Source organism: Pseudomonas sp. MWU349, from assembly GCF_017947325.1.
Lineage (GTDB): Bacteria > Pseudomonadota > Gammaproteobacteria > Pseudomonadales > Pseudomonadaceae > Aquipseudomonas > Aquipseudomonas protegens.
Genome location: NZ_JAFEVP010000001.1, coordinates 53,635 through 80,607, shown reverse-complemented (window position 1 = coordinate 80,607; position 26,973 = coordinate 53,635). Strand labels below are relative to the sequence as shown.

Genomic DNA, 26,973 nt, shown 5'->3' with positions numbered 1-26,973 from the left:
TCTTGGACTCACCCCCCTTAAAAAAGCCCTGCTCATGCGTCATGCGCTGCGGCCGAACTTGCGGTCGTATCTGCTTGGGGCCGTATTGGCGCTGCCTTGTGCCGCCCAGGTACAAGCCCAGCAAGCCAACTTTGATATTCCTGCACAGTCCCTGGGCAACGCCCTGCAGACGTTCGGCCAGCAAGCCGACCTGCAGGTGCTCTACAACCAGGACAGCGTTCAGGGCAAACGCAGCACGGCAATCAAGGGCTCGTTGCAACCCGACCAGGCCCTGACACAGCTGCTACAGGGAACCGGGGTGACCTACCAGCGGCAAGGCAACACCGTGACCCTGGGGCAAAGCGGCGGGTCCGTGCAGTTGGGGACCATGAACATTTCCACTCAGGGGCTGGGGAGCACCACTGAGGGGACCGGTTCCTACACCACAGGGCAAAGCAATTCGGCCACCCGTCTGGACCTTTCGCTGCGCGAAACGCCACAGTCGGTGAGCGTCATCACCCGCCAGCAAATGGATGATCAAGGGCTGACCGAACTGGCGCAAGTCATGCAACAGACCCCCGGTATCACGGTTAACCGCGAGAGTTCCGAAGGCTACGTGTATTACTCGCGCGGCTTTGAAATCCAGAACTTCCAATACGACGGTATTCCCAGCCTGGGCACCGACGGCGGCAACATCCGCGACAACTACAGCATCGGCAATACCCTGATCTACGACCGCATCGAAGTGCTCAAGGGCGCCACCGGCCTGGTCAACGGCATCGGTTATCCGTCCGGGGTGATCAACATGGTGCGCAAGCGCCCAACCCGGGAATTCCAGGGCCACATCGCCGCAGGCGCTGGCTCATGGGACCGCTACACCAGCGAAGTGGACGTCTCCGGCCCGCTGGTGGAAGGCGGTGCGATACGCGGACGGATGGTGGCCGGGACCGGCAAGCGCAACAGCTTCATCGACTACCAGAAAGGTGAACAGAACGTCTTCTACGGCATTCTCGAAGGCGACCTGAGCGATTCCACCACCCTCAGCGTCGGCTACGACTTCCAGAACAACAACAACGACGCCACGACCAACACCAGCTTGCCGGTGTTTTACAAGAACGGGAATCGGATCAAGTTTTCCCGTTCCACCAACCCGGCGGACAAGTTCGCCTACCGCAACCAGGAAACCCAGCACGCCTTTGTCGGCCTCGATCACCAGTTCGACAACGACTGGACCTTCAAGGCGACGGTCAACACGCGCAAGTACACCTCGCGGGAAATCATCGCCGGCATGTCCAGCGAGCACGTCAATCTCGACAACAGCCAGGACTATGGCTACCTGCCGCCGGGTGGCGTGGCCAACTTCGGCTCCAACAGCGACGAGAAGTCCTTCGATGCCTATGCCAAGGGCCCGTTCTCACTGTTTGGGCGTACCCATGAATTGGTGCTGGGCTACAACTATTCCCACGCCACCACCCGCTCCAAGCGTATCGACGGCACCACCACCAAAGTCATCGACGACGTGCTGAACTGGAACAACAGCATGCCCTACCCGACCGACTGGGCCTGGTGGTCGACCTTCGACATCAAGAGCACCCAGAAAGTCTCCTACGCGGCGGTGATCCTCAAGCCAACCGACGCCCTGAACTTCATACTCGGCGCCCGGGTCACCGACTACGACTGGCAGATCGATCGGATCAACGCCCTGCGTCAACTGCCACGCATCTCCACCACCAACTCCGGGGAAGTCATTCCCTATGCCGGCGTCACCTATGACCTGGACGACTACCACACGGTCTATGCCAGCTACACCGACATCTTCAAGCCACAGCCCTACAGCCTGGACGTAAGCGGCAAGTCCCTGGAGCCGCTGACCGGGCAGAGCTACGAAGTGGGGATCAAGGGTGAATACTTCGACCGTCGCCTGAACGCCAGCCTGGCGCTGTTCCAGCTCAAGCAGGACAACCTTGGCGAGAATACTGGTGTGATGGGCGTTGACGGCTTCGAGGCCATGCGCGCGATCAAGGGCGCCACCACCAACGGCATCGAACTGGAAATGGCCGGTGAAGTGCTGCCGGACTGGAACGTCAACGCCGGCTACGTTTATCAGGAGTCCTACGACGCCAAGAACAAGCGTGTGGCGACCACCCAGCCACAGCATCTGTTCAAAATCGCCACCACCTATCGCCTGCCTGCCGAGCTGAACAAGGTCACCGTGGGCGGCAACATGCAATGGCAGAGCGCGACCTCGTTCGTCGACAACAGCTTCGTCGATGCCGACTACAACCCTCTGCCCAGCCACAAATTCACCCGTGCCAGCTACGCGGTGGTGGGCCTGATGAGCAGCTATGACTTCAACCAGAACCTCAAGGCCACGGTCAACCTGAACAACGTCTTCGACCGGACCTACTACAGCGGAATCGGCACCTACAACTCGATCTACTACGGCGACCCGCGCAACGTCATGTTCAACGTCAAATACAGCTTCTGATTCCCCCTGCTTGAACCCCTCCCCGCCCCGGTCACCGCGGCGGGGATTTTTTTGCCCGCAGCGCCAGCATCGACCTGATGTTTCGCCCTCGGTCTTCGGCGTTGGCGTTGGATTTTCGTAGGAGCCGGCTTGCCGGCGAAAAGGCCCGCACGCCATACAGAGCCTGGGCCGACACCTTCGCTGGCAAGCCAGCTCCTACACGGGTGGCGGTACGCACCGCTCCCTCTTCAGGCCGGCCGCAAGGCCGCCGTCTGGCTCTAGATCTTGATCTGAACGCCCCGTTGACCGCGATGGCCGGAGTGAGGGCGGAACCGCCACCCGCCACACCCGCAGCACCGGATATACCCCCACCGCCAAAAAAAACGGGAGAACAGTCACCTGCCCTCCCGCCCTTCACTCCAACTTCCTGTGCCTAAGCCTCCACACGCACCTCCCGCTGAACCCGCGCCCCACCCGGCTGCGCCAGCAACTGCGCCAACGAGCGCCCCGGCGAACCGTCCGCCAACAGCCAGAGCAACTGCACCAACTGCAGGTTCAACGTCTCTACCGCCGCCTCGCTAAAGGCAGAAAGACGATGGTCGTAGTGGAACTGCAACTGCCCCTTGAGCTCGACATACAAGGTCAGCGCCGAACTGGTCTGCTCGAAGCTGTGCATGCTCTCCAGACGTAAATCACCGAGATCACCACCGGCCGACGCCGCACTGACCGGATAGTTCTCGAACACGATCACCGTGTCGCTCAACTCCCCGCCCGGCAAACCGGCCCAGCGCTCGATATCGTTCAAGGCACTGTAGCCATGCTCACGCATCAGCACGTTGCGCCCTTGCAGCGCCTGCAGCCAGTCCCCCACGCTCTGCTCTGGCTCGATACTGGCCACCAGCGGCACGTCATTGATGTACAGGCCCAATTGCTGCTCGATGCCCTTGAGCTGGGGCGGGCGCCCAGCGATGGTCGCGCCGCAGGCCACCGTCGACTGACCGCAATGGAGGTGCAGGAGCAACAGCCAGGCCGCCTGCACCAGGGTGTTGGCGGTGATCTTCTGCTGCCGGGCGAAAGCGGTCAGTTGCTCGGTCTGGGCCTCGTCGAACTCGAAGTAATGCTGACGATGCCCACCCCGCTGCCGATCGCCCTGGGCCATCGTGCAGGCACTGAGCAATGTCGGCACCTTCAGGGGTTGGAGCTGTTCACGCCAGAAGCGCTCGTCCGCCTGCTGGTCACGGGCCTGCAGCCAGGCAATGTAGTCATGGTAGCCACCCGGCCGGTGATTGATGGCGTGCCCGGTGTAGGCCGCCAGCACATCATTGAACAACTGGAAGCCGCTCCAGCCATCCAACAGGATGTGATGGTTGGTACAGATCAGCCGGTAGCGTCCCTCGCCCAGCTTGATCGCTTGCAGACGCAGCATCGGCGCCTGGGCCAGGTCGAACCCCTTGAGTCGTTCGGCCAGGGCCAGACGCTCCAGTTCATCACTGCTCATCGCCATGCCGTCTAGCACCTGGAACGGCACCTCGACCTGCTTGTGAACCACCTGCAGCGGTTGCGCCAGAGACTCGCCCCAGACAAAACGGCTGCGCAGGATTTCATGGGTATCCATGGCCTGCTGCCAAGCCTGACGTAGTCGCTGTGGGTCGACACCTTGCACGTCCATGCACATCTGGTTGACGAAATCGCCCTGCTCATGCGCATGCAGCTCATGCTGCAACAAGGCCTGCTGCATAGGCGCCAATGGGTAGATGTCCTCGATCTGCGCTGGCACCAGCGTCAGGGCGTCGAGCTGTTCCTGGCTCAGTCGTGCCAGCGGGAAGTCCGATGGCGTGACGCCGCCGCGAGCCTGGCAGCAATGCTCCACCAGGGCCTGCAGCGCCTGGACATAGTCCCGGGCCAGCGACTCGATCTGCGCTGTGTCGAACATGCGCTGGCTGAAGCTCCAGTCCAGGCGCAACTGACCGTCGTACACCTTGCCGCTGATGGACAGCCAGTTGCCCAGGGGCGCATCGAGACTGGCATCCGCGCCATGGGCCTCTGGCGCTGGAATGAACAGCGCCTGGGGATCGTCGAAACTGCCATCGAACTGGCCCAGGTAGTTGAAGGTGATCCGAGGTTGGGCGAGCCCCTGCAACGCCTCGCGACTGGCGGTGTCGCCCAGGTAACGCAGGGCACCGTAGCCGATCCCCTTGTTGGGAATCGCCCGCAGCTGTTCCTTGATCCGCTTGATCGAAGACTCGGCGCTGTCCGCGGCGCTCAGGCGCACCGGGAACACCGAGGTGAACCAGCCCACGGTGCGGCTCAGGTCAAGATCCTCGAACAGCTGTTCACGACCGTGCCCTTCCAGCTGGATCAGGGTCGAGGACTGTCCGGTCCACTGCCCCATGACCTGGGCCAGGGCCGCCAGCAACAGGTCGTTGACCTGGGTCCGGTAGGCGGCCGGAGCCCGTTGCAGCAAGCGTTGGGTGGTCGCGGCATCGAGCTGGACCTGCACGCTGCCGGCGTCGCGGCTCAAGGCCTGGGTGCCAGGTTCAACCCCAGGTAACGATGCCTGCGCGCCTTCCAGCTGCGCGCGCCAGTAGGCCAGTTCGGCCCGTGCCTCGGGCCCACGGGCATACGCTTGCAGGCGTCGCCCCCAGGCCTGATAAGAACTGCTCTTGGCGGGCAGCTGCACAGCTTGCCCGGTCAACGCCTGGGTGTAGGCACTTTGCAGGTCTTCGAACAGCAGGCGCCAGGACACGCCATCCACCACCAGGTGGTGAGCTACCAGCAACAAGCGCTGGGTCGAGTCCGCCAGGGTCACCAACAGCCCCCGCAACAAAGGCCCGCGCTGCAGATCAAGACTGCACTGGACCTTCTCGCAGAGCTGCTCCAGCTCATCGGCGTCGGCGGCTTCGGCCTGCCACAGCAGGTCCGGGCCCGGCCCGGCCTGATCCAGCGAACCATGGCTGGCACTCCAGCCTGCGCTCCCCTGCTGGAATTGCAGACGTAACCCGTCGTGATGCTCGAACAAGGCGCGCAAGCCACGCTCCAGCGCGTGGGGGTTCAAGGGCGTAGCCGGAATCAGCAGCACCGACTGGTTGAAATGGTGCCGCTGGGGAATCGGCTCGGCAAAGAACAGGCGCTGGATCGGCAGCAGCGGCATGTCGCCGGTCACCGGTCCCTGGTCGATGTCGTCCTGCGTCCCACACTGCGCGACCGCGGCCAGCCCCTGGATGGTCTGTTGCTCGAACAGGTCCTTGGGGGTGAAGCGGATCGAGGCCTGACGCGCACGACTGACCAGTTGCAGGGAGATGATCGAGTCCCCGCCCAGCTCGAAGAAGTTGTCGCTCACACCAACCTGCGGCACTTTCAGCACGTCTTGCCAAATCTGCACCAGATGCTTCTCCAGATCGCTGCGCGGTGCCACATAGGCGTGGCTGGCCTGGGCCATTTCCGGCATGGGCAGCGCCTTGCGATCCAGCTTGCCATTGGGCAACAGCGGCAAGCGTTCGAGGAACAGCCAATAGGACGGCACCATGTAGTCGGGCAGGCAGGCCTTCAACGTCTGGCGCAGGGTTTCACGCAGCCTTTCCTGGTCTTGCTCGTCCTCACGCGCGGTCGCGGCCGTCACCAGATAAGCCACCAGACGCCGGCCATGGGCGGTGTCCCGGGCCAGGACCACCGCCTCGCTGACCTGCTCATGGGCCATCAGCCGCGCTTCGATTTCACCCAACTCGATGCGGAAGCCGCGAATCTTCACCTGGTTGTCGATACGCCCCAGGTATTCGAACACACCATCACTGCCCTGGCGCACCACATCCCCGGTGCGATACAGACGCCCCCCAAGGGGGCTGTAAGGATCGGGCACAAAGCGTTCGGCAGTCTGCGCAAAACGATTCAGATAGCCTCGCGCCAAGCCATTGCCGCCGATGTACAGCTCCCCGGCAACACCCACCGGCAAGGGATTGAGATCGGCATCCAGGACATAGGCACTGCGCTCGCCGACGCAATGGCCGATGGGCGCATAAGCTGCCGTACAGGGTTCACCGGCAGCGGTTTTCCATACCAGCGGCGTGACCACGGTTTCGGTGGGACCGTAACCGTTGATCATGTACTGAGGGCGCAACACCTGCTGGACCAGCTCGAAGCTGGCCTGAGGCATCGCATCGCCGCCAAAGCTGTAGAGGCGCATAGGTGGTGGATTGCCAACCCGCTGCACATGTTCAGCCAACTGATGCAGGTATGCCGGCGGGAAACCGGCCATGGTCACACCATGGCTGCGAATCGCTTCACAGGTCTGCTCCGGGGTCCACAGGCTGTCATCACGCAGCAGCAGGCTGGCGCCGCAGACAAAGGCGGTCAGCCAGCGTTCATGGGCGCCGTCGAAGGAAAACGAGAGGAAGTGCAGTTCACAGTCCTCGGGGGTCATGCCATAGCGCTCGCCGGTGGTGCGACAGTGCATCGCCAGCGGACCATGGGCCACGGTCACCCCCTTGGGCTGCCCGGTGGAGCCCGAGGTGTAGATCACATACGCCAGGCTCTGGGGGGCCACCGTCACCGCCGGAGCAGTGGGCGCGTGGTGCCGGACATCCAGGCCCGACAGATCGAGGACCGCCAGGCCCGCGGCCGAAGGCAGGCGCTGCAACGACTCGGTGTCGCTGAGCAACAGGGCCATGCCGGAGTCCGCCATGAGGTACGCGAGGCGCTCGGCCGGGTAGCTCAGGTCCAGCGGAACGAAGGCTCCTCCGGCCTTGAGCACCGCCAGCAAGGCCACCAGCAGCCCTTCACCCCGGGGCAATGCGACGCCAACCCGGACCTCCTGCCCGACCCCGCGGGCCACCAGTTCATGGGCCAGGCGGTTGGCCCGCTGGTCCAGTTCTCCGTAAGTGAAGCGCTGCCCGGCAAACAGCACCGCCTGACGCTCCGGCCAACGTTGTGCGAGGGCACCGATGCGCTCGTGTACCGCCGGCTCGATCCCCGGCGCGACGGGCGCTACGCATTGGCTCGCCGTCTCGGCCGGGGTCAGCAGCTCGATGGCGCCCAGTTGCAACTGGGGGTTATCGATCAACTGCGCCAGCAGGTGCAGCAGATGGCCGTTGAGGCGCTCGATCACCGCCGCGCTGAAGGCCTCCCGGGCATAGCCGTAGCTGATGCTCAGGCGCTGCTCCAGCGCTACCGCCACCGACAACGGATAGTTGGTGCGTTCACGACTGTGCACGGCACCGAAACGCACGCTGGAAGCCTCCTCCTGCTCCAGGGCCTGGGCCACCGGGTAGTTGTCGAAGACCAGCAGGGTATCGAACAGCGCGTCACCGCTGCTGCCGGCCCAGCGCTGGATATCGTTGAGCGGCGTATGTTCGTATTCGCGCAGTTGCAGGTTCTGCGCCTGAACCTGTTGCAGCCACTGGGCCACAGTCATCTGCGCATCGGGGGTGGCGATCACCGGCAAGGTATTGATGAACAGACCGATCTGCTGCTCGATCCCCGGCAGCTCCGAAGGACGCCCCGCCACCGTCGCGCCAAAGGCCACGGTGCTCTGTCCGGTGTAGCGCTGCAACAGCAGGAGCCAGGCCGCCTGCAACAGGGTGTTGGCGGTGATTTTCTGCTGCCGGGCGAAGGCCACCAGGCGCTCGGTCCACGGCTGTGTCCAGTCATGGTGGAACTCACCATGGCCGGAATCCGTGCCAGGGTTTTCCCGGGCAATGCTGCCCGCCAGGCGGGTCGGGGTCGCCAAGCGATCCAGTTGCTCGCGCCAGAAACCTTCACAGGCCTCCAGATCCTGGCGTTGCAGCCACTGGATGTAGTCGCGATAACGCCCCGGAGCCTGCTGTGGCACCACCCCGGCGTAGCGTTGCAGGACCTCGCTCATCAACTGCGAACTGCTCCAGCCATCCATCAGGATGTGGTGGTTGGTGTAGAACAGTTGATAGTCCTGGGCCGTGGTCTGCACCAGGCACAGGCGCAACAGCGGTGCACGATCGAAATGCGCACACAGGCTGCGCTCTTCGCCGGCCAGCGCGTCAAGGGCCGGCTCGCTGGCCTGCCCGTCCGACCAGTCGAGCACCCGGAACGGCAGCGCCAGCTGACGCTGGACAATCTGCACCGGTTGCTCCAGCTCCGCTTGCCAGTGAAAAGAGGTGCGCAGAATGTCATGGGCCTGCAGAGCATCCTCCCAGGCCCGACGGAAACGCTGCGGGTCCAAGCCCTGCACCGACACCCGGACCTGATTGACGTAATCGTCGCTGGCCTGCTCGTAGAGGGTGTGGAACAACATGCCCTGCTGCATCGGCGACAAGGGGTACAGGTCGACGATGGTTCGTGCAGCCACCGGCAGCGCATCCAGCTGAGCCTGGTTCAACCCGGCCAGGGGAAAGTCCGATGGCGAGACACCAGCCGAGGTGTCCAGGGTGCAATGCTCGATCAGCGCCTGCAGTTCCAGAAGGTAATCATCAGCCAGGCGCTGAACCGTCTGCGGCTTGAACAACCGATCGCTGAAGGTCCAGCTCAGGGACAGTTCGCCCCCATAGACCTGGCTATTGACCGTCAACCAGTTACTCAGTGGCGCCTCGTTGTGACGTTCGTCACCGGCTGCTTCTGCGGCCGGCGCAAAAAGTGACTGCGAGTCAAAGCTCTGGTCGAACTGCCCCAGGTAGTTGAAGGTGATCCGCGGCTGCGCAAGCCCCTGCAAGCGTTCGCGGGCCGCGTCCTCTCCCAGGTAACGCAACGCGCCATAACCCAGACCATTGGCCGGCACCCGGCGCAAGTCCTCCTTGACCGCCTTGATCGAATCCGCGAGTGGCTGCGCAGGAGTCAGGCACAACGGATAGAGGCTGGTGAACCAACCCACCGAACGCGACAGGTCGACATCGGCAAACAGCTCCTCGCGTCCGTGGCCTTCCAACTGCACCAGCATCTGCGAATGCCCGGTCCAACGGCAGATCACTCGCGCCAGGGCGGCCAGCAACAGGTCATTGATCTGGGTGCGGTAGGCCTTGGGGGCTTCTTGCAACAACTGGGTGGTCAGTTCCCGGGGCAGTCGGGCATTGATCGCCGTGCCATGACACGCCAGGTTCGCCCCGGCGGGATAGTCCAAAGGCAGGCCCTGAGGCGCCTGCTCCAGTTGTCGGCACCAGTAATCCAGTTCGTCGGTGTGCCCAAGGCGCTGCGCCCAGTCTTGCAGGTGCACGGCCCAATCCTGGAAAGCACTGGTCTTGGAAGGCAGGACCGCTGCTGCACCCTCGGCCAACTGCCGATAAAGGCTTTGCAGGTCTTCAAGCAGAATCCGCCAGGACACCCCGTCCACCACCAGGTGATGGATAACCAGCAGCAAGCGTTGGCTGCCATCGGCCAGGTCCATCAGCACCGCGCGCAACAACGGCCCCTGTTCCAGGTCGAGGCTGCTCTGGGCCTCTTGCCCCAAGGCCTGGATCGCTCCGGCATCCGCTACCCGCCGCTGCCAGACGCGCACTGGTTCGGCTTGATCCAGATGTTCGGCCTGCCACAGGCCGGCGTGCTGCCGATACCTCAGGCGCAACGCATCATGCTGCACCTGCAGCTGGTTCAGGGCTAGCTCCAACAGCGGTACCTGCAGCGGCTCGCGCGGAGTCAGCAGCAGCGACTGATTCCAGTGATGGCGCTGGGGAATGTCGCTGGCAAAGAACACCTGCTGGATCGGCGTCAGCGGCATCGTGCCACGCACCGGTCCCTGATCGATGCGCAAGGCCGTGCCCTGCTTGGCCACCGCCGCCAGTTCAAGAATGCTCTGACAACGGAATACGTCCCTGGAGGAAATCTGCAAGCCAGCCTGACGGGCCCGGCTGACCATCTGGATGGCAATGATCGAGTCGCCACCCAGTTCGAAGAAATTATCGTTGATACCGATCCGCGGCTGGTTCAGGACCTCCTGCCAGATATCCACCAGGGTCTGCTGCACGGGGTTGTGTGGCGCACGGTAGAGATCCTGCGCAGGACCCTGCTCAGGGCGCGGCAGGGCCTGGCGATCGAGCTTGCCGTTGGGGCTAAGGGGGAGCGCCGGCAGCAACAGCAGATGGCTGGGAACCTGATGGGCCGACAGGTGGGCCTTCATGTGCTGCTTGAGGACGTCCTTGCAGTGCTCCGGGTCGAGCCCAGGCTGACATACCAGATAGGCCACCAGTTGCTTGCCCTGAGGGCCATCCAGCGCCAGTACCGCACACTCGCGAACCCAGGGATGGCTATGCAGGCAGGCCTGGATTTCTCCCGGCTCGACCCGGAAGCCACGAATCTTGATCTGCTGGTCGATGCGGCCACAGAACTCGATGCTGCCGTCGCGGCGGTAGCGCACCTGATCGCCAGTGCGGTACAGCCGGGCGCCGCCCTGCAGGTCGAAAGGATCGGGGATGAAGCTCGCAGCGGTCAGCTCGGGGCGCCGATGGTAATCACGGGCCAGCCCGGCACCGGCCAGATACAGTTCGCCCAGGCTACCGATGGCCGCCGGCTGGCCTTCGCTGTCCAGCACATAGGCACGGACATTGGTCAGCGGCCGGCCCATGGGAATCGACGCGGCCTGGGACCAGTCACCGTCCACGGCCTGGGTCAGGGCGCCCACGGTGCTTTCAGTCGGCCCGTAGTGGTTGACGATCCGGCACTGCGGCGCCAGGCGCTGGATGCGCTCCACCAGGCTCACCGGGCAGGCTTCGCCACCCAATACCAGGCATTGACGAGGCAGCACCGCAGCGTTGTCCTCGCCCAGCAGGGCCGCCAGGTGCGAAGGGACAATCTTCAACACATCGATCTGCTGCTGTTGCAGGTACTGGCCCAGGCCCGCACCGTCCACCGCCAGATCGGCGCTGATCACATGCAACGCCTGGCCGCCACACAGGGCACCGAACAGCACCGTGTGCCCAAGGTCCGCCGCCGGCGTGGACACCAGCGCCATGCTGCGGGCCGACGCCAGCGGCAGGCGCTGGTGAATGGCCGCCACGTAGTTGGCCAGGGCGCCGTGGCTGATGGTCACCCCCTTGGCCCGGCCCGTAGAGCCGGAGGTGAAGATCACATACGCCAGGTGCCCGGGGGCCGTAAGCGGGTCGAGGTTGTCGGCACTCAGGGCCTGGCGCACCGGCGAATCCTCGAGGGGCTCGACACAGAGCCCGGGAAGATCGGCAAAACGCGCGATCAACTGCTCTTGGGCCAGCAACTGGGTAATGCCGCTGTCCTCGATCATGCCGTTGAGGCGTTCCTGCGGGTATTCGGGGTCCAGAGGCACGTAGGCGCCGCCAGCCTTGAGCACCGCCAGCAGGCCCACGATCATCTCGATCGAACGATGCGCGGCGATACCCACCAGCACATCCGGCCCCACGCCGCGCCCACGCAGCTGACGGGCCAGACGATTGGCCTGCGCGTTGAGCTGTTGATACGTCAGTTGCCGCCCGGCGCAGACCACGGCCAGCGCATCCGGGCTGCGCATTGCATGCGCCTCGACGCAGGCCGGTACCGACAAGGGTGGACGCTCGAAGGCGGTGCCGACATTCCAGTGTTCCAATATCTGTTCGCGCTCCGCCGCATCCAGCATGGGCAGTTCGCCCAGGCGACGCTGCGGCTCGCGAACTACAGCTTGCAACAGGTTGTGCCAATGCCGGGCCATCTGCTCGATGGTCTGCGGATCGAACAGGTCACTGGCGTAGACCAGCGCCCCATGCAGACGCCCGCCTTCTTCATGGGTATTGAAGGTCAGGTCGAACCGCACGGATTCGCTGTCGCTGGCCAGGGCCTCGATTCGCAGCCCTGGAATCTCCACCCGCGCCCCTTCGTTGTCCCCCGCCAGGTGGTTATACAGCACCTGGAACAACGGGCTCTGGTTCAAGCTGCGCTCAGGCTGCAGCGCATCGACCAGTTGCTCGAACGGCAAATCCTGATGAGCCTGGGCCTCCAGCACCCGGGTCTTGACCTGGGCCAGCAAGGCGCTGAATGACTGCTGCGGGTCGATCTCGGCCTGCAACACCTGGGTGTTGACGAAAAAGCCGATCAGCCCCTCGACTTCAGCCCGGGTGCGGTTGGCCACAGGCGTGCCCACGCGAATGCTGCGGGCACCGCTGTAGCGCTGCAGCAGCACCTGCAGGGAGGCCAGCAGCACCATGAACAGCGTGCAGCCGGCACTCGCGGCCAGTTCCCGCAAACCACGGTCCAGATCCTGCTCGAAGACCAGGGTGTGACGTCCGCCCCGGGCACTGCGCACGGGCGGCCGCGGACGGTCCAGGGGCAGTTCCAGGGTCAAGGGTTCACTGCCCAGGCGCTCGCGCCAGTACTGCAACTGCCGCTCGGCTTCACCGGCTTCCAGCCACAGGCGCTGCCAAACGGCGAAATCGGCGTACTGCACCGCCAGCGGCGCCAGCTCCGGCGCACGCTGGTATTGGCGCCAGTGCTCATAGGCGCGGGTCACCTCGCCCACCAGGATCGGCAGCGACCAGGCATCACTGATGATGTGATGGGTGCAGAACAGCAGCACATGCTCCTGGGGCCCGAGCTTGATCAGGGTCGCCCGCAACAGCAGATCGTGCCCCAAATCGAAGGGGTGTTCGCCCTGCTCCGCCACCTGTTCGGACACCTGCGGGCCGGCGTCCTCAAGGTGGCTGTAATCCAGGCGTTGCAGGAGGAATTCACGCTGGGGATGAATCACCTGCATCACTTGCTGGCCGTGCAGGCTGAAGGTGCTGCGCAGCACTTCATGGCGATCGATCAGGTACTGGATACTGCGTTGCAGATCAGCGTCCTGCAGGTCGCCCTGCAAGCGCAGCACCGCCAATTGGTTATAGGCGCTGGAGGTCGGTTCCAGTTGCCAGAGAAACCACAGGCGCTGCTGTGCATAGGAAGCGCACATCAGCGTCTGGGCCTCACTGCGCCCAGGGATCGGCAACAGGTCCAGGGACAGCCCCTGCGCGATCATCTTGCGCTGCAAGGCGCTACGCTCCTGGGGGCTGAACGCGGCGAACCGCTTGGACAGCGCCAGCATGCGCTCGGGTAACGGATTCATCACTCCTGGGCCTCCGCAAACAGGGCTTCCAAGGCATCGACCTTGTCCCCTGTCACCCCGGAATCACGATGCAGCTCGACCTGCCTGGCCAGCAGTTCCACCGTCTCGCCTTCGAAGAACACCCGCAGCGGCAAGGACAGGTTGAGCTCGCTCTGAACCTTGGAGCGAATGCGCGTGGCCAGCAGCGAGTGGCCGCCCAGGGCGAAGAAGTTGTCATGCACACCCACCCGTTCCAGTTGCAGAGCCTCTTGCCAGATGGCGGTCAGGGTGGCCTCCAGCTCGTTGCGCGGCGCCACGTAGGCGCTGCCTTGCAACTCCAAGGCGCTGAGGGCATTGCGATCCAGCTTGCCGTTGGGGGTCAGCGGGAAACGCTCCAGGACACTGAGGAAAGACGGCACCATGTACTCGGGCAATTGTTCGCGCAGTTGGGCCAGCAATGCCTGTTCCTGGGCCTCGCGATCGTCGGCCCGGGCCAGCACCACATACGCCACCAACTGTTTGCCGGCGGCCGTGTCCCGCGCCACTACAGCGGCTTCGCGCACATTGGCGGCTTGTCCCAGCAGGCTCTCGATTTCACCCAGCTCAATGCGGAAGCCGCGGATCTTCAGTTGGAAGTCGATCCGTCCGAGATAATCGAGTTCCCCTTGGGGCAGGCTGCTGACCCGGTCCCCGGTACGATACAGACGAGCGCCCGGCGTAGTGGCGAACGGGTCCGGGAGGAAGCGGCTGGCAGTCAGGGCCGGACGCTTGAGGTAACCACGGGCCAGGCCCGGGCCACCGATGAACAACTCGCCCTCGCGACCGATACCGGCCAGCCCGGCCTCTTCATCCAGCACCCGCAGGCGCGTACCGGCGATGGCGCCACCAATGGCCACACGCTCATCCAAAGGCGCCTGCGCCACGGCGAAGGCCGAACACCAGACAGCACTTTCCGAAGGGCCATATTCATTGACCAGCAAGGTCCCGGGCAGCAACTCTCGGTGCCGCAGAGCCAGCTCCACCGGACAAGCCTCGCCGGCCACGATTACGCAGCGCAGTTGCGGTTGCTGCAGGGCTTCGAGGATCTGCGCGTAGAACGACGGCAGGGCCAGGAAGTGCGAAATCTGTTGCGCACAGATGAGTTCGGCGACCTGCTGCGGGTCCTTGTGCTGCTCTTCGCTAGGCAGGTACAAGGTAGCGCCCTGGCTCAGGGTCCAGAAAATCCCCGCCACGGAACTGTCGAAGGAGAACGAGGACAGCATCAGGAAACGCTTCAGGGGCGCCTGGTAGAACGAGCCCCGGGCCAGGGTCGAGGTGCTGGCATTGGCATGGGACACCATCACGCCCTTGGGCTTGCCGGTGGAACCCGAGGTGTAGATGACATACGCCAGGTTATCGCCAGTGCTGCCGCTCTGCAGCGCTTGGGCGTTGCCGCTCAACAGCTGCGGGTCCAGGCTGATCTGGGGCAGGTCGGCCGCCAGGACGAGGTCCGGGTGCAAGGGCTGCAGGCTGATCAGGCAGCGCACCGCCGCGTCTTCGAGCATGAAGGACAGGCGCTCGCTGGGATAGGCCGGATCCAGCGGCAGGTAGGCGCCACCGGCCTTGAGAATCCCCAGCAGGGCCACCACGATCTCGATGGAACGCGCGCCATACACGCCAACGATGGCGTCGCTGGCGACCCCTTGCTCGCGCAAGGCGTGGGCCAGCTGATTGGCCTGACGGTCGAGTTCGGCGTAAGTGATTTCCCGGCCATCGACATGGATCGCGGCACGCTGGGGATAGGCCCGGGCCGCCTCTTCGAACAGCTGGTGCAGCAGTGGTGCATCGGCGGCGCTCAGGTCCGCGCTGCGATCGAAATCCTGCAACAGGCGCTGCGCCTGATCAGCGCTGACCAACGGCAATTGCTCAAGGCTCAGGCTGCTGTCCGCAGCGGCCGCTTTGAGCCACTGGGCGAATTGTTCAAGCCAGGCTTCAGGCAGGCCGTCAGGCAGCAGATCGGGCTGCCAGCTCAGTTGCAGCGACAGTTGGTCGGCCTCGGCCCGGGCCTGCAGGTGCAGCTTCTCGAAGTACGCTTGATCGAGGAACAACGCCTGCGCCTCGGCGCCTTCGCTGTAGGAGCAACCCAGGTCCAGGGGGCGTGGCTCCTCGGCGCCGAACACCTCCAACTCGTTCAGGCAATCCTGCCAGGAACGGCTCAGGTCCAGCTGATGACGGAACGCCTGCAGGTTGTCCTGCAGTGTGGCTTGAGGCTGCAACGTGACGGCCACCGGCAGTCGCCGGCTGAAATGCCCCAGGGTCTGCTGCAACTGATCGCTGCGAGCGTCGACGGTCAGGGCCACCAGCAGCGAGTCCCGCTGGCTCAACCCGGCGAGAAAACCGGCCCAGAGGAACAGCAGGCTGTCCTCGACACTCAGCTCGGCCGCACTGGCCAGTTGGCGCAATGCCGGCGCCAGATCGGTGTCCAGGCGGCATTCCTGCAACTGCGGGGCGAAATCCAGCCGCCGCTCGAAGGGCAGGCGCACGCCCTTAGGCTGCTCGGCATACAGGGTGCGCCAGAATTGCAGGCCCTCGCGCCCGATTGCCTCCTCTCCCAGCTCGCCCTGCCACGCGGCGTAATCGGCGTACTGCAGGCTGTCGAACGGTGGCAACTGCACCCCCGCACAGAGCTGCTGCAGTTCGGTCACCAGCAATGCCAGAGCCTGCCGGTCACAACTGGCCAAGGCCACGCTGATCAGCAACTGACGATCCAGCAGCGATGCCACCAGGGGCACTTCGGCCAGGGCCAGGCGATCCTCGGCACGGGCTTGTTGCAGGCTACGCCCCGGCTCCATCGACAGGCGCATACGGACCTGCGCGGCGATGTCCTGCACCGGCTGCTTGAACCCGGGCATCTGGCGGTAGCTCGTGCGCAGAATTTCGTGGCGCTGGCACAGTTCGCCTAGCGCGGCTTCCAACACTGCGCGCTCGGGAGGCGTGTCGAAAGACAAGATCGCCTGGGCAGCCAGGGGGTGGCCAAGGTACTGCTGCTGGGAAAGAATCGCGGCCTGCTGGGCCGAAATCTGAAAAGTCTCTACTGGGGAAAAGTCGGTCATGCTGATGTCCTTAACCAATGGCCACGTCGATGCTTTTCAGCGGGACGGCCATGGCTGTGAGTATTTTGCGCGGGCCTGAATATTCGTTGCGGGCATGCAGGGTGAGGATGTTGTCGAGCATCACGACGTCGCCCTTCTCCCAGGGAAACTCCACCATCACCTCGCGATAGAGCTGTTGCAGATGGGTGATGTAGTCATCGGGGATCGGGCTGCCATCGCCAAAGAAGGTGTTTTGCGGCAGGTCCTCGGGCGCGAACTCCGCCAGCAGGCTGTCGCGGATGCTTTCTGGCAGGGTCAGGGCATTGAAGAAAGTCGCGTGGTTGAACCACACGCTCTCCCCCGTACGTGGATGCCGGACCATGGCCGGGCCCTGTTGCCGAGTGCGCAAGCGGTTGCCGGATTTCCACTCCGGGGCCACTCCGATCTTCGCGCAATAGGCCTCGACCTCGGCGCGGTCTTCGGTCTGAAACACGGTCTGCCAGGGCAGCCCCATGCCATCACCGTAGTTGCGCACATAGAGCACGCGCTTGCGCTGGAATTCCTCGCGCACTTGCGGATCGATTCGTGCCAGCAAATGCCGGGTGTCGCCGAATGGCGTCTCGCCGCCGGTGGTCGATGGCACATCGCAGTAGAAATACAGATGCAGTGGAAATACCGGGGAATAGGAGTGCTCGTTATGGGGGAAGATCTTTTCCACGGCCGGGTAGTCGGTGGAGCTGTAGACATTCAGCTTCTTGGTGATCTGGGTCCGCGGCGAAGCCCGGAACAGGTACTCCAGGGCACCACCGGAAATCGAATCGACGCACTGGTTGAATTCGTTGATGTCCTGCACCGCGAAACCGCGGAACAACAACGTCGCGTGCCGATCGAGCTTTTCCTGGAGCAGCTCACGGTTTTCCCCCGCCCACTGCGCCAGGCCCACGCCGGGAACGTTCGGCGTACATAACAGAGGAATCGAACTGTTCTCGAACAGCGGCGTGAACGTCACCAGGCTGGATTGGTCCAGGCTCAAGCTCTTGCGCCGTCCTTTGCCCAATGCCGGTATGGCTTGAGACTCGAATTTCGACATTACCCACCTCCGATTCGCGGTATCAGGCGCGGCGATCGCACGCGCCTGCATGACTCTTCAATAACTGGCTTCACTCGACCGGCACGCGCCCTGGACGGCGGCGCTGGATCGGGTGCTGTTGCTTGAGCAAGGCCTGGCGCTGCTGCAACTGGTCCCGCTCACGCAGGTATTGGATATCCCGTGCCTTGCTCAGCAACGCCGCCAACGGCGCCTGGGTATCGACCACCATCAGCTCGAACACCGCCTGCAACTGCTCGAACAGGCACGCCATGTCTGGCGCGGTATAGAGCCCTGCATCGCATTTCAGGCCGAGGTAGATGCCCTGTGGCGCATTGACGAACTCGGCCACCAGGTCCAGCTCCGCCGCGGCCCTGCCGGCAGCCACCGGCTGCACGTCCAGGCCGTCGATCGACAACGGCTGGTCAAGGCTTTCCTGATAGATGAACTTGATGCTGAACAACGGCGAACGACCGGCGCGCCGGACCACCCGCAGCGCCTCCACCAGGCGCTCGAAAGGCAGGTCCTGGTGATCCGAGGCACCGATCACCGTACTCCGTGTCACCTGCAGCAAATCGCTGACGCACTGCTGTTCCTCGACACTTATCTGCAATACCAGTTGGTTAACGAAGAAGCCCACCAGATCTTCAACGCCAGCGTGATTGCGGTTGGCGATATCGGTCCCCAGACGAACCCGTGAACTGTCACTGCGCTGGCCCACCACCAAGGCAAAACCTGCCAGCAACAGCATGTACAGAGTCACGCCCTGGGCACTGGCAAAGGTGCGCAGCGCCTCACTCTGGGCAGCCGAAAAATGGAACTCATGGAGATCGCACAAGGGTGAAGGCGCCTGCCCGGGCTGCACCGTGGCACTGGCGGGCAAGCGCGTAAGGTGATGGTCATCGCCCAGGACTTCACGCCAGTAATCGAGCTGGCGCTGCAGTTCACCGCCTTCGAGCCATTTGCGCTGCCAAACGGCGAAATCCACGTATTGCAGGGCCGGCTCCGGCAACGGACTGGCAATGGCGGTTCGATGAGCCTGGTACAGGCTCACGAACTCGGCCGGCAGAATGCCGAACGACCAATGGTCGGCGACGATGTGATGCACAGTCATGAGCAGCAGGTAGCGTTGCGGCTCCAGCCGCAGCAGGCGTACACGCATCGGCGGACCGGCGATCAGGTCAAAAGGCTCCCCGGCCTGTTGCTGCAGATGCCGTTGGGCCGTGGCTTCGCGCTCGGCCAATGGCAAGGCGCACAGGTCATCGAACGCGAACGACAGCGGCAGGTAGCGATGGACGTGCTGCCAGCTCTCGCCTTCGACCTCGCTGTAGGTAGTGCGCAATACCGAATGCCGCTGCATCAGCGAATCAAAAGCCTGCCGCACCGCGCCGATATCCAGCTCTCCACGCAGCTCCAGGGCCCGGGCAATGTTGTACATCGAACTCTGCGGCTCCAACTGCCAGAGGAACCACAAGCGCTGCTGGGCAAAAGACAACGGCTGCGGTCGCGAGTCATCCACCCGCAGCAGGGCCGGAGCCGATGCTGGAACATCGCCGGCGCTCAGGGCGGCGACAAAGGCCTGCAGTTCCGGCGCGTCGAACAAGGTCCGCAGCGCGGCCTGCAAGCCCAGTTCATGCCGCACCCGGCTGATGACCTGAGTGGCCAGCAGCGAATGCCCGCCCAAAGCGAAGAAGTTGTCCTGCAAGCCGACTTGCTCAACCTCAAGCACCTTCTGCCAGATCGCCGCCACTTGTTGCTGCAGCTTGCTGCGGGGGGCCACATACGCTTGTTGCAGGGCACTCAAATCAGGCTTGGGCAAGGCCTTGCGGTCCAGTTTGCCGTTCGGATTGAGCGGCAGGCGCGGCAACAGCAGAACGTGGTTCGGCAACATGTAATCCGGCAGCTTTTCCTTGAGCCCGGCCTTGATCAGCGCGCAACGCTCGGCCTGTGCCTGAGCATCGCCCAGGCCGTCGTTGGTATCTCCAGGCAACGCAGAGGGCACCACATAGGCCACCAGTTGCATACCGTTGTTGGCCGGCACGGCCAACACCACCGCCTCACGCACATCCGGCCGAGCCGACAGGCGCGCCTCGATTTCCCCCAGTTCGATGCGGAAGCCGCGGATCTTCACCTGATGATCGATGCGGCCGATGTACTCGATCGCCCCTTGTGGGTTGTAACGCGCCAAGTCGCCACTGCGATACAGCCGGGCGCCGGGCTGACGGGCAAAGGGGTCGGGGATGAAGCGTTCGGCGGTCAGCCCGGGGCGATCGAAATAGCCCTGGGCCAGGCTCGACGCAGAACCAATGCACAGCTCGCCGGTGCCGCCTTCGGGCAGCAGATTGGCATCGCCATCGATGATCCGCAGGGCGCGGCCGATGATCGGCTGGCCGATCGGGATGCCGTAGACCTCGCTGGCATCCTGTTCCCGGCAGTCGTGGACACTGGAGACCACCGTGGCCTCGGTCGGGCCGTAGGTATTGAGTAGGCGCACGGCCCCGAGGCCTGCGGCGTGCCACAGGCGCAAGCCCTCCACCGACATCGCCTCGCCGCCAACATGCACTTGGCGCAGGCGCCCCAGGCTGCGGATACCGTCAGCCATGCATTGCTTGGCCAGCAAGTGCCAGTAAGCCGCCGGCAGGTCGGCCAGGGTCACGCCCTGGCTGACGATCACCGCAGCCAGCTGCTCCACAGCCCAGGGCTCGTCACCGCGCATTACCAGGGCCGCGCCGAGGCACAGGGCCGGGTAACACTGCTCGACGAAACCGTCGAAGCTGAAGGTGGCGAATTGCAGCACCTTGTCGGTGGCGGTGAGCGCCGAGTAATCCGCCACTGCCTCGCAGAACGCCGACAAGGCCCGGTGATCGATGGCCACGCCCTTGGGGACCCCGGTGGAGCCCGAGGTGTAGATCACGTAGGCCAGGTCTTGCGGGCAGGCCCTGTTCTGCGGATCGGCGCTAGAGCACTGGCTCAATCGTTGCGCAAGGCTCGGCAGGTCCCAGTGCAACACGCTGTCGGGCAACAGATTCGCGGCCCAGGAACCGGTATCGCTGAGCAGCAGGCTCAGGCGGCTGTCGGCGATCATGAACGCCAGGCGCTCTTGCGGGTATTGCGGGTCCAGCGGCACATAGGCCGCGCCACTCTTGAGCACTGCCAACAAGCTGACGATCAGTTGCGGCCCGCGCTTGAGCGCCAGGCCGACCCGATCCCCCGGGCCAATCCCCTGGGCCTGCAGGCAATGAGCCAGGCGGTTGGCCTGGGCGTTCAACTGTCCGTAGTCCAGACGTTCGGCATCGACCACCAGTGCCAGCGCCTCGGGCGTGGCCGCAGCCTGCGCCGCGATCCTCTGGTGCACCAGCAAGGCCTGCGAGCCCATCAGCTCGCCCATTTCGCTGCGCTGCAGCAGGTCCTGGCGTACCGGCTCGGTGAGCAATTGCAGCGCCCCCAGCGCCGTGCCGGGATCATCCATGAACTGCTCCAGCAAATGCCGCAACTGGGCACAAAAGCCCTGGACCTGATCGGCACTGAAACGACTGCGCTCATAGCTGAAGTCCAGGCTCAGGTGCTCGCCCAACTCGATGCCCAGGGTCAGCGGGTAGCTGGTCTGTTCGTGGTTGGCCAGGCCGGAAAACTTCAGACCTGCTGGCGCCCCCTCCTTCAGCGCCTGGGCGACCGGAAAGTTCTCGAACACCAACAGACTGTCGAACAACGGCGTGCCTTGCTGCCCGGCCCAGCCCTGGACCTCGTAAAGCGGCACATGCTCGTATTCGCGCAGGCCCAGATTGATTTCCTGCATCTGCTCCAGCCATTGCCCCACGCTGCACTCCGAGCGGGGCTGGCAAATGATCGGCAAGGTGTTGATGAACAGCCCCAACTGCTGTTCGATACCCGGTAGCGGCGCCGAACGCCCCGCCACGGTGGCCCCGAAGATCACGCACCGCTGCGCGCAGTAACGCTGCAGCAACAACGCCCAGGCGGCCTGCAGCAAGGTGTTGAGGGTGACCTTCTGCTGCCGGGCGAAGCTTGCCAGGCGCTGCGTCATGGCTTGATCGAACCCTTCCAGGTGCTGTCCATGGCCACTGCCCGATACCGGCTTGCGTACCGCATCGGCCAGCAAGGTCGGCGAGTCCATCGTTTGCAGCCGCTGGCTCCAGAACTGTTGCGCAGCCTGGGCCGGCTGCTTGTGCAACCAGCCCAGATAGTCACGATAGCGACCCGGGGCAACCGGCAACTGCGCGCCGGCGTACAACTGGATCACTTCGGCCAGCAGGCTGGCGTTGCTCCAGCCATCCAACAGCAGGTGATGGCAGGTGTAGATCAGGTGCCAGCTGTTATCTCCAAGTGGCACCAGCAACAGGCGTAGCAGCGGCGCCCGGTGCAGCTCGAATCCTTGGCGGCGCTGCTGCTCGGCCAACAGGTCGAGATCCACCGGGGCCGCCTGCAGTATCTGCAACGGTACCTTGACCTGGCTTCTGACCAATTGATGAGCCGTGTCCAGCCCTTCCCAGTGCACGCTGCTGCGCAGGATCGGGTGGCGGTCCAGCGCGCCCTGCCAGGCATCGGCAAAGCGCTGCGGATCAAGGCCCTGGATGTCCAGGCGCAACTGGTTGATGTACGCCTGCTCCTGGGGTTCGTAGAGGGTATGAAAGAGCATGCCCTGCTGCATTGGCGTCAGCGGGTAAAGGTCCTCGATCGCGGCCGCGGGCACCGGCAGCTCGTCGAGCTGCTGCTGGGAAATCCGCGCCAGCGGGAAGTCCGAGGGCGTAGCCTGGGCCTGGGCCAGGCCGCAGCAGTGCTCGATCAGCGAATGCAGCTCGGCAAGGTAGTCATCAGCCAGCCGCTGTACACTGGCGTCGCTGAACATCTCCTGGCTGTAGCCCCATTGCAAAGCCAATTCGCCACCAAAGACCTGCCCCTCCAGGGTCAGCCAGTTGGCCAGAGGAGCCTGTGGGTCCTGGGCCTGGCCGCAGCTCTGGCGGGCCGGTGTCCATAGCGCCTGCTCGTCGAACTGGCGATCGAACTGGCCCAGGTAGTTGAAGGTGATCCGCGGCTCCGGCAAAGACGCCAGGGCCTGACGCTGGGCCGGACTGCCCAGGTAGCGCAGCAAGCCGTAGCCCAGCCCTTTGCCGGGAATCGCGCGCAATTGTTCCTTGATGCCCTTGATCGCGGTTCCGACCTGCTCTGCAGGCTGCAAGCGCACCGGGTACAGGCTGGTGAACCAGCCCAGGGTGCGGGTCAGGTCCAGTTCATCAAACAGGTCCTCACGCCCATGCCCCTCCAGCTGGATCAGCGCCGAAGGCTGTCCGGTCCAGCGGCACAATACGCGAGCCAGGGCGGTCAACAGCAGGTCGTTGACCTGGGTGCGATAGGCGCTCGCGGCCTGTTGCAGCAGTTGCTGGGTCAAGCCCGTCGGCAATCGCGACTCGATCTTGCGCCCATGCCGGTTCTGCAAACCGCCCGCGGGGTTGTCGCAGGGCAGATCGACCGCCCCGGTGTGCTGCGCCAGCCAGTAGGGCAGCTCGGCCTCACACTGTGGCGCATGTTCCTGCAGACGGCGAGCCCATGCCTGATAGGCGCTGGTCTTGGGCGGCAGTTGCAGTGGCCGAGCCTCTGCCAACTGCCGGTAGACCTGTTGCAGGTCTTCCAGTAGCACACGCCAGGACACGCCATCCACCACCAAGTGGTGGATCACCAACAGCAGTTGCTGGCGGCCGGACTCGTGCGCAAGCAGAACTGCGCGCATCAGGGGGCCAGCCTGTAGGTCCAGGCTGCGCTGGGCCTCATCGCACAACGCCGCCAGAGCCTGATCATCCGCTACCCGGCGCTGCCACAGGTCGAAATGGCCAGCGGGCTCGGCGTACGCCTGCTGCCAGCCAGGCGGCGAGAAAGCAAAACGCAGGCGCAATGCATCGTGATGATTGACGAGGTGCAGCAGCGCCGCCTGCAGCAGCTGCGGCTGCAGGTGCTGGCGCGGATCGAGCAGCAACGACTGGTTCCAGTGCCCGGGTCGAGGCACCTCCTGGGCCAGGAACCAGTGCTGTACCGGGGTCAACGGGACCTCGCCGGCCACCGGCCCCTGGTCGATCTGCGGCAGATCGTCCAGGACCGCAACCTGAGCCAGACTACGCACGCTCTGGTACTGGAACAGGTCCCGGGGGGCCAGGCGAATCCCGGCCTGACGGGCGCGGCTGACCACCTGAATCGAGATGATCGAATCACCGCCAAGCTCGAAGAAGTTGTCGTCCAGGCCCACCTGGTCCAGCCCCAGGACATCGCGCCAGACCCCAGCCAAGGCCTTCTGCATGGTGTTTTCCGGAGCCACGTAGGTCAGCTGCTGTGCCGCCTCTGGCAGCGGCAAGGCTCTGCGGTCGAGCTTGCCATTGGCGGTCACCGGCAGGCGCTCCAGGGCCAGCAGATGATGGGGCACCATGTACTCTGGCAAGCTGCCGGCCAGCCAAGCCTTGAGCTCATCGCGCCACGCCTCGGCAAGCCCTGCCTCTTGTAGCACCAGATACGCCACCAGGTGCTTGGCGTTCTGCACCAGCACCACAGCCTCGCGTACACCGGGGTGCTGCATCAGCCGGGCCTCGATTTCACCCAGTTCTATACGCAGTCCGCGCAGCTTGACCTGATGGTCCAGACGCCCCAGGTACTCGATCACGCCGTCAGCACGCTGGCGCACTCGGTCACCGGTGCGGTACAGCCGCGCGCCCTGATGAAAAGGGCAAGGCACAAAGCGCTCGGCAGTCAGCGCCGGACGTCGGTGGTAGCAGCGCGCCAGACCAATGCCTCCCAGATACAGCTCGCCAGCGACACCCGCCGGAACCGGCTGTAGCTGCGCATCCAGTACATGGGTGCGCAGGTTGGCGATCGGCCGGCCGATGGGCACGCTGCTGGCGCCCTCATCGACGCAGGTCCAATGGGTGACGTCGATCGCCGCTTCGGTCGGGCCATAGAGGTTGTACAAGCCAGCGTTCGGCAGTCGGGCAAACACCTGCTGCTGGGCATCCAGGGGCAGCGCCTCGCCGCTGCAGACAATGCGCTTGAGGCTGGTGCAGGCGCTCACGCCACTGTCGTGGATAAACGCCTGGAGCATCGACGGCACAAAATGCAGGGTACTGATCTGCTGCTCGGTGATGGTCTGGATCAGCCGCTCCGGCTCACGATGGGCGCCCGGGGCGGCCACCACTAGACGGGCGCCGGTCATCAGCGGCCAGAAGAACTCCCACACCGAGACATCGAAGCTGAACGGGGTTTTCTGCAACACCGCGTCGCTGGCGTCCAGGCCATAGGCCTGTTGCATCCAGCACAGGCGGTTGACCAGCGCCGCATGGCTGTTGCCGGCGCCCTTGGGCTTGCCGGTGGAACCCGAGGTGTAGATCACGTACGCCAGGTTCAGCGGATCGAGCGGCAGTTGCAACGGGCTGTCGCTATAGGCATCCAGCCAGTCCTGCTCCTGGTCCAGGGTGATGACCTTGAGCCCCTGGGCCTGAGTACCAGGAACCGCCAGCAACGGTACCAGCGAACTCTGGGTCAGCAGCAGGCGGATGCCGCTGTCCTCGATCATGTAGGCCAAGCGGTCCTGGGGGTATTCCGGGTCCAGCGGCACATAGGCGCCACCGGCCTTGTGGATCGCCAGCAGGCCCACGACCATCTCGATGGAGCGCTCGATGCAGATCCCCACCAGCCCATCCGCCGTCACGCCCTGTTCACGCAGCAGACGTGCCAACTGGTTGGCCCGGGCATCCAGTTCGCCATAGCTCAGTTGCCGTTCGCCGAACACCAGGGCGCAGGCCTCGGGGGTGCGCCGGGCCTGGGCTTCGATCAGTTGGTGCATGCACTGCCCGGTGGGGTAAGCGACCCGGGTGGCATTCCACTCGTGCACCAGGGTTTGCTGCTCCTCGGCATCGAGCAGCGGCAACTCGCCAATGCGCTGTTCAGCATCGCCCAGCATGCCTTGCAGCAACGCGGTCCAATGGCGCGCCATGCGGGCGATGGTGGCGGCGTCGAACAAGTCGCTGGCATAGGTCAGGGCAGCATGCAGCTTGCCGGACTTTTCGTAGGTGTCCAGGGTCAGGTCGAACTGGGTAGTGCGGCTCTGCCATTCCACTACCCCCAGCTCCAGCCCGGAGGCGGTCTGCACGGTACTGATGTCCGCCACTTGCGGCTGATGGTTGTACATCACCTGGAACAGCGGCGTATGGCTCAGGCTGCGCTCCAGCTTGAAGGCTTCCACCAATTGCTCGAACGGCAGGTCCTGGTGGGCCTGGGCACCCAGGGCGGCTTCCTTGACCGCCTGCAACAACTCGCCGACCCGGGTCTGGCCGCCAAGCTCGGTGCGCAGTATCTGGGTGTTGACGAAGAAGCCGATCAGCCCCTCGACTTCCGCGCGATTGCGGTTGGCAATGGGTACGCCGACACGGATATCACCCTGGCCGGTATAGCGGTGCAGCAGCACGTTGAAGGCGCCGAGCAACAGCATGAACAGGGTCACATTGTGCTGTTTTGCCAGGGCCCGCAGCTGTTCGGCCAACTGCGGCTCTATCGCGAAGTCATAACGGGTGCCGCGATAGCTGGGCATCGCCGGGCGCGGATGATCAATGGGCAGTTCCAGCACCGGATGCTCGTCCCCCAGGCGGGCCTGCCAGTATTCAAGCTGCCGCGCCTGCTCACCGGCCTCCAGCCAGCGACGCTGCCACAGGGCATAGTCGCGGTACTGGATCGGCAGCGGCGGCAGTCGCGGTGTCTCACCTCGTTCGAAGGCGTCGTAGCAGCGGATGAACTCGTCGATCAGCACGTTCATCGACCAGCCATCAGAGACGATGTGGTGCAGGGTCAGCAGCAGTACGTGCTCCTCGGTGCCGAGCTTGAGCAGCTTGACCCGCAGCAGCGGCCCGCTGCCCAGATCGAACGGCAGCAGCGACTGGCGCTGGGCCTCGGCCGCGACGGCCTGCTCGCGCCCAGGTGCATCGATATCACTCAGATCCAGGAACTCCACAGGCAGAGAAATATCCGCAGGCGCCTGCTCCAGGCGGTCGTCGGCATGACGCTTGAACACCGTGCGCAGGGTTTCGTGACGGGCGACAAGGCTGGCAAAGGCCTGCTCCAGCGCCGAGCGATTCAACGCGCCGGTGAGGCGCACCGCCCCGGGCAGGTTGTAGGCGCCGCTCTGCGGATCCAGCTGCCAGAGGAACCACATGCGCCGCTGGGCGTAGGACAGCGCGTGGCGGTCCTCGACCACCACGTCGGCGGGGATCGGAAACAGCGAAAAGTCGATGTATTCAGCTCGCAGTCCGTCGAGGAACAACCGCCGCTTCTCCAGCGGCAGCTCGATAAACCGGCGAGCAAGTTTCAGGGACTTTTCAGCGTTCATCTGGGTTCATCCGTACATGTT

At 64.2% G+C, this 26,973-nt stretch carries 5 protein-coding genes; 1 reads left to right on the top strand and 4 read right to left on the bottom strand.

Translation table 11 applies throughout. From position 1 onward, the window contains the following. The first annotated feature begins 85 nt into the window (after nucleotides 1-85). Complete coding sequence (locus KCG88_RS00250; protein WP_210711465.1) at nucleotides 86-2,467, top strand: TonB-dependent siderophore receptor; 2,382 nt, start codon at nucleotides 86-88, stop codon at nucleotides 2,465-2,467. 412 nt (nucleotides 2,468-2,879) lie between these two features. Here the strand turns inward: KCG88_RS00250 and KCG88_RS00245 are convergent, their stop codons facing one another. From KCG88_RS00245 to KCG88_RS00230, 4 genes are all read right to left on the bottom strand, one after another. After that, the gene (locus KCG88_RS00245) at nucleotides 2,880-13,442 is read right to left on the bottom strand and encodes a non-ribosomal peptide synthetase (RefSeq protein ID WP_210711464.1); all 10,563 of its coding nucleotides are present in this window, start codon (nucleotides 13,440-13,442) and stop codon (nucleotides 2,880-2,882) included. Next, nucleotides 13,442-16,513 carry a non-ribosomal peptide synthetase gene (locus tag KCG88_RS00240; RefSeq protein ID WP_210711463.1) on the bottom strand — a complete coding sequence of 1,024 codons (3,072 nt, stop codon included), beginning with the start codon at nucleotides 16,511-16,513 and terminating at the stop codon, nucleotides 13,442-13,444. The genes KCG88_RS00245 and KCG88_RS00240 overlap by 1 nt, the downstream gene beginning before the upstream one ends. Before the next feature lie 10 nt (nucleotides 16,514-16,523). Then, nucleotides 16,524-17,582: a TauD/TfdA family dioxygenase gene (locus KCG88_RS00235; protein WP_047288044.1), complete on the bottom strand. Its 1,059-nt coding sequence runs from the start codon at nucleotides 17,580-17,582 to the stop codon at nucleotides 16,524-16,526. A gap of 70 nt (nucleotides 17,583-17,652) precedes the next feature. Then, nucleotides 17,653-26,952, bottom strand: a complete 9,300-nt coding sequence (locus KCG88_RS00230; RefSeq protein ID WP_210711462.1) for a non-ribosomal peptide synthetase — start codon at nucleotides 26,950-26,952, stop codon at nucleotides 17,653-17,655. Nucleotides 26,953-26,973: the final 21 nt, after the last annotated feature.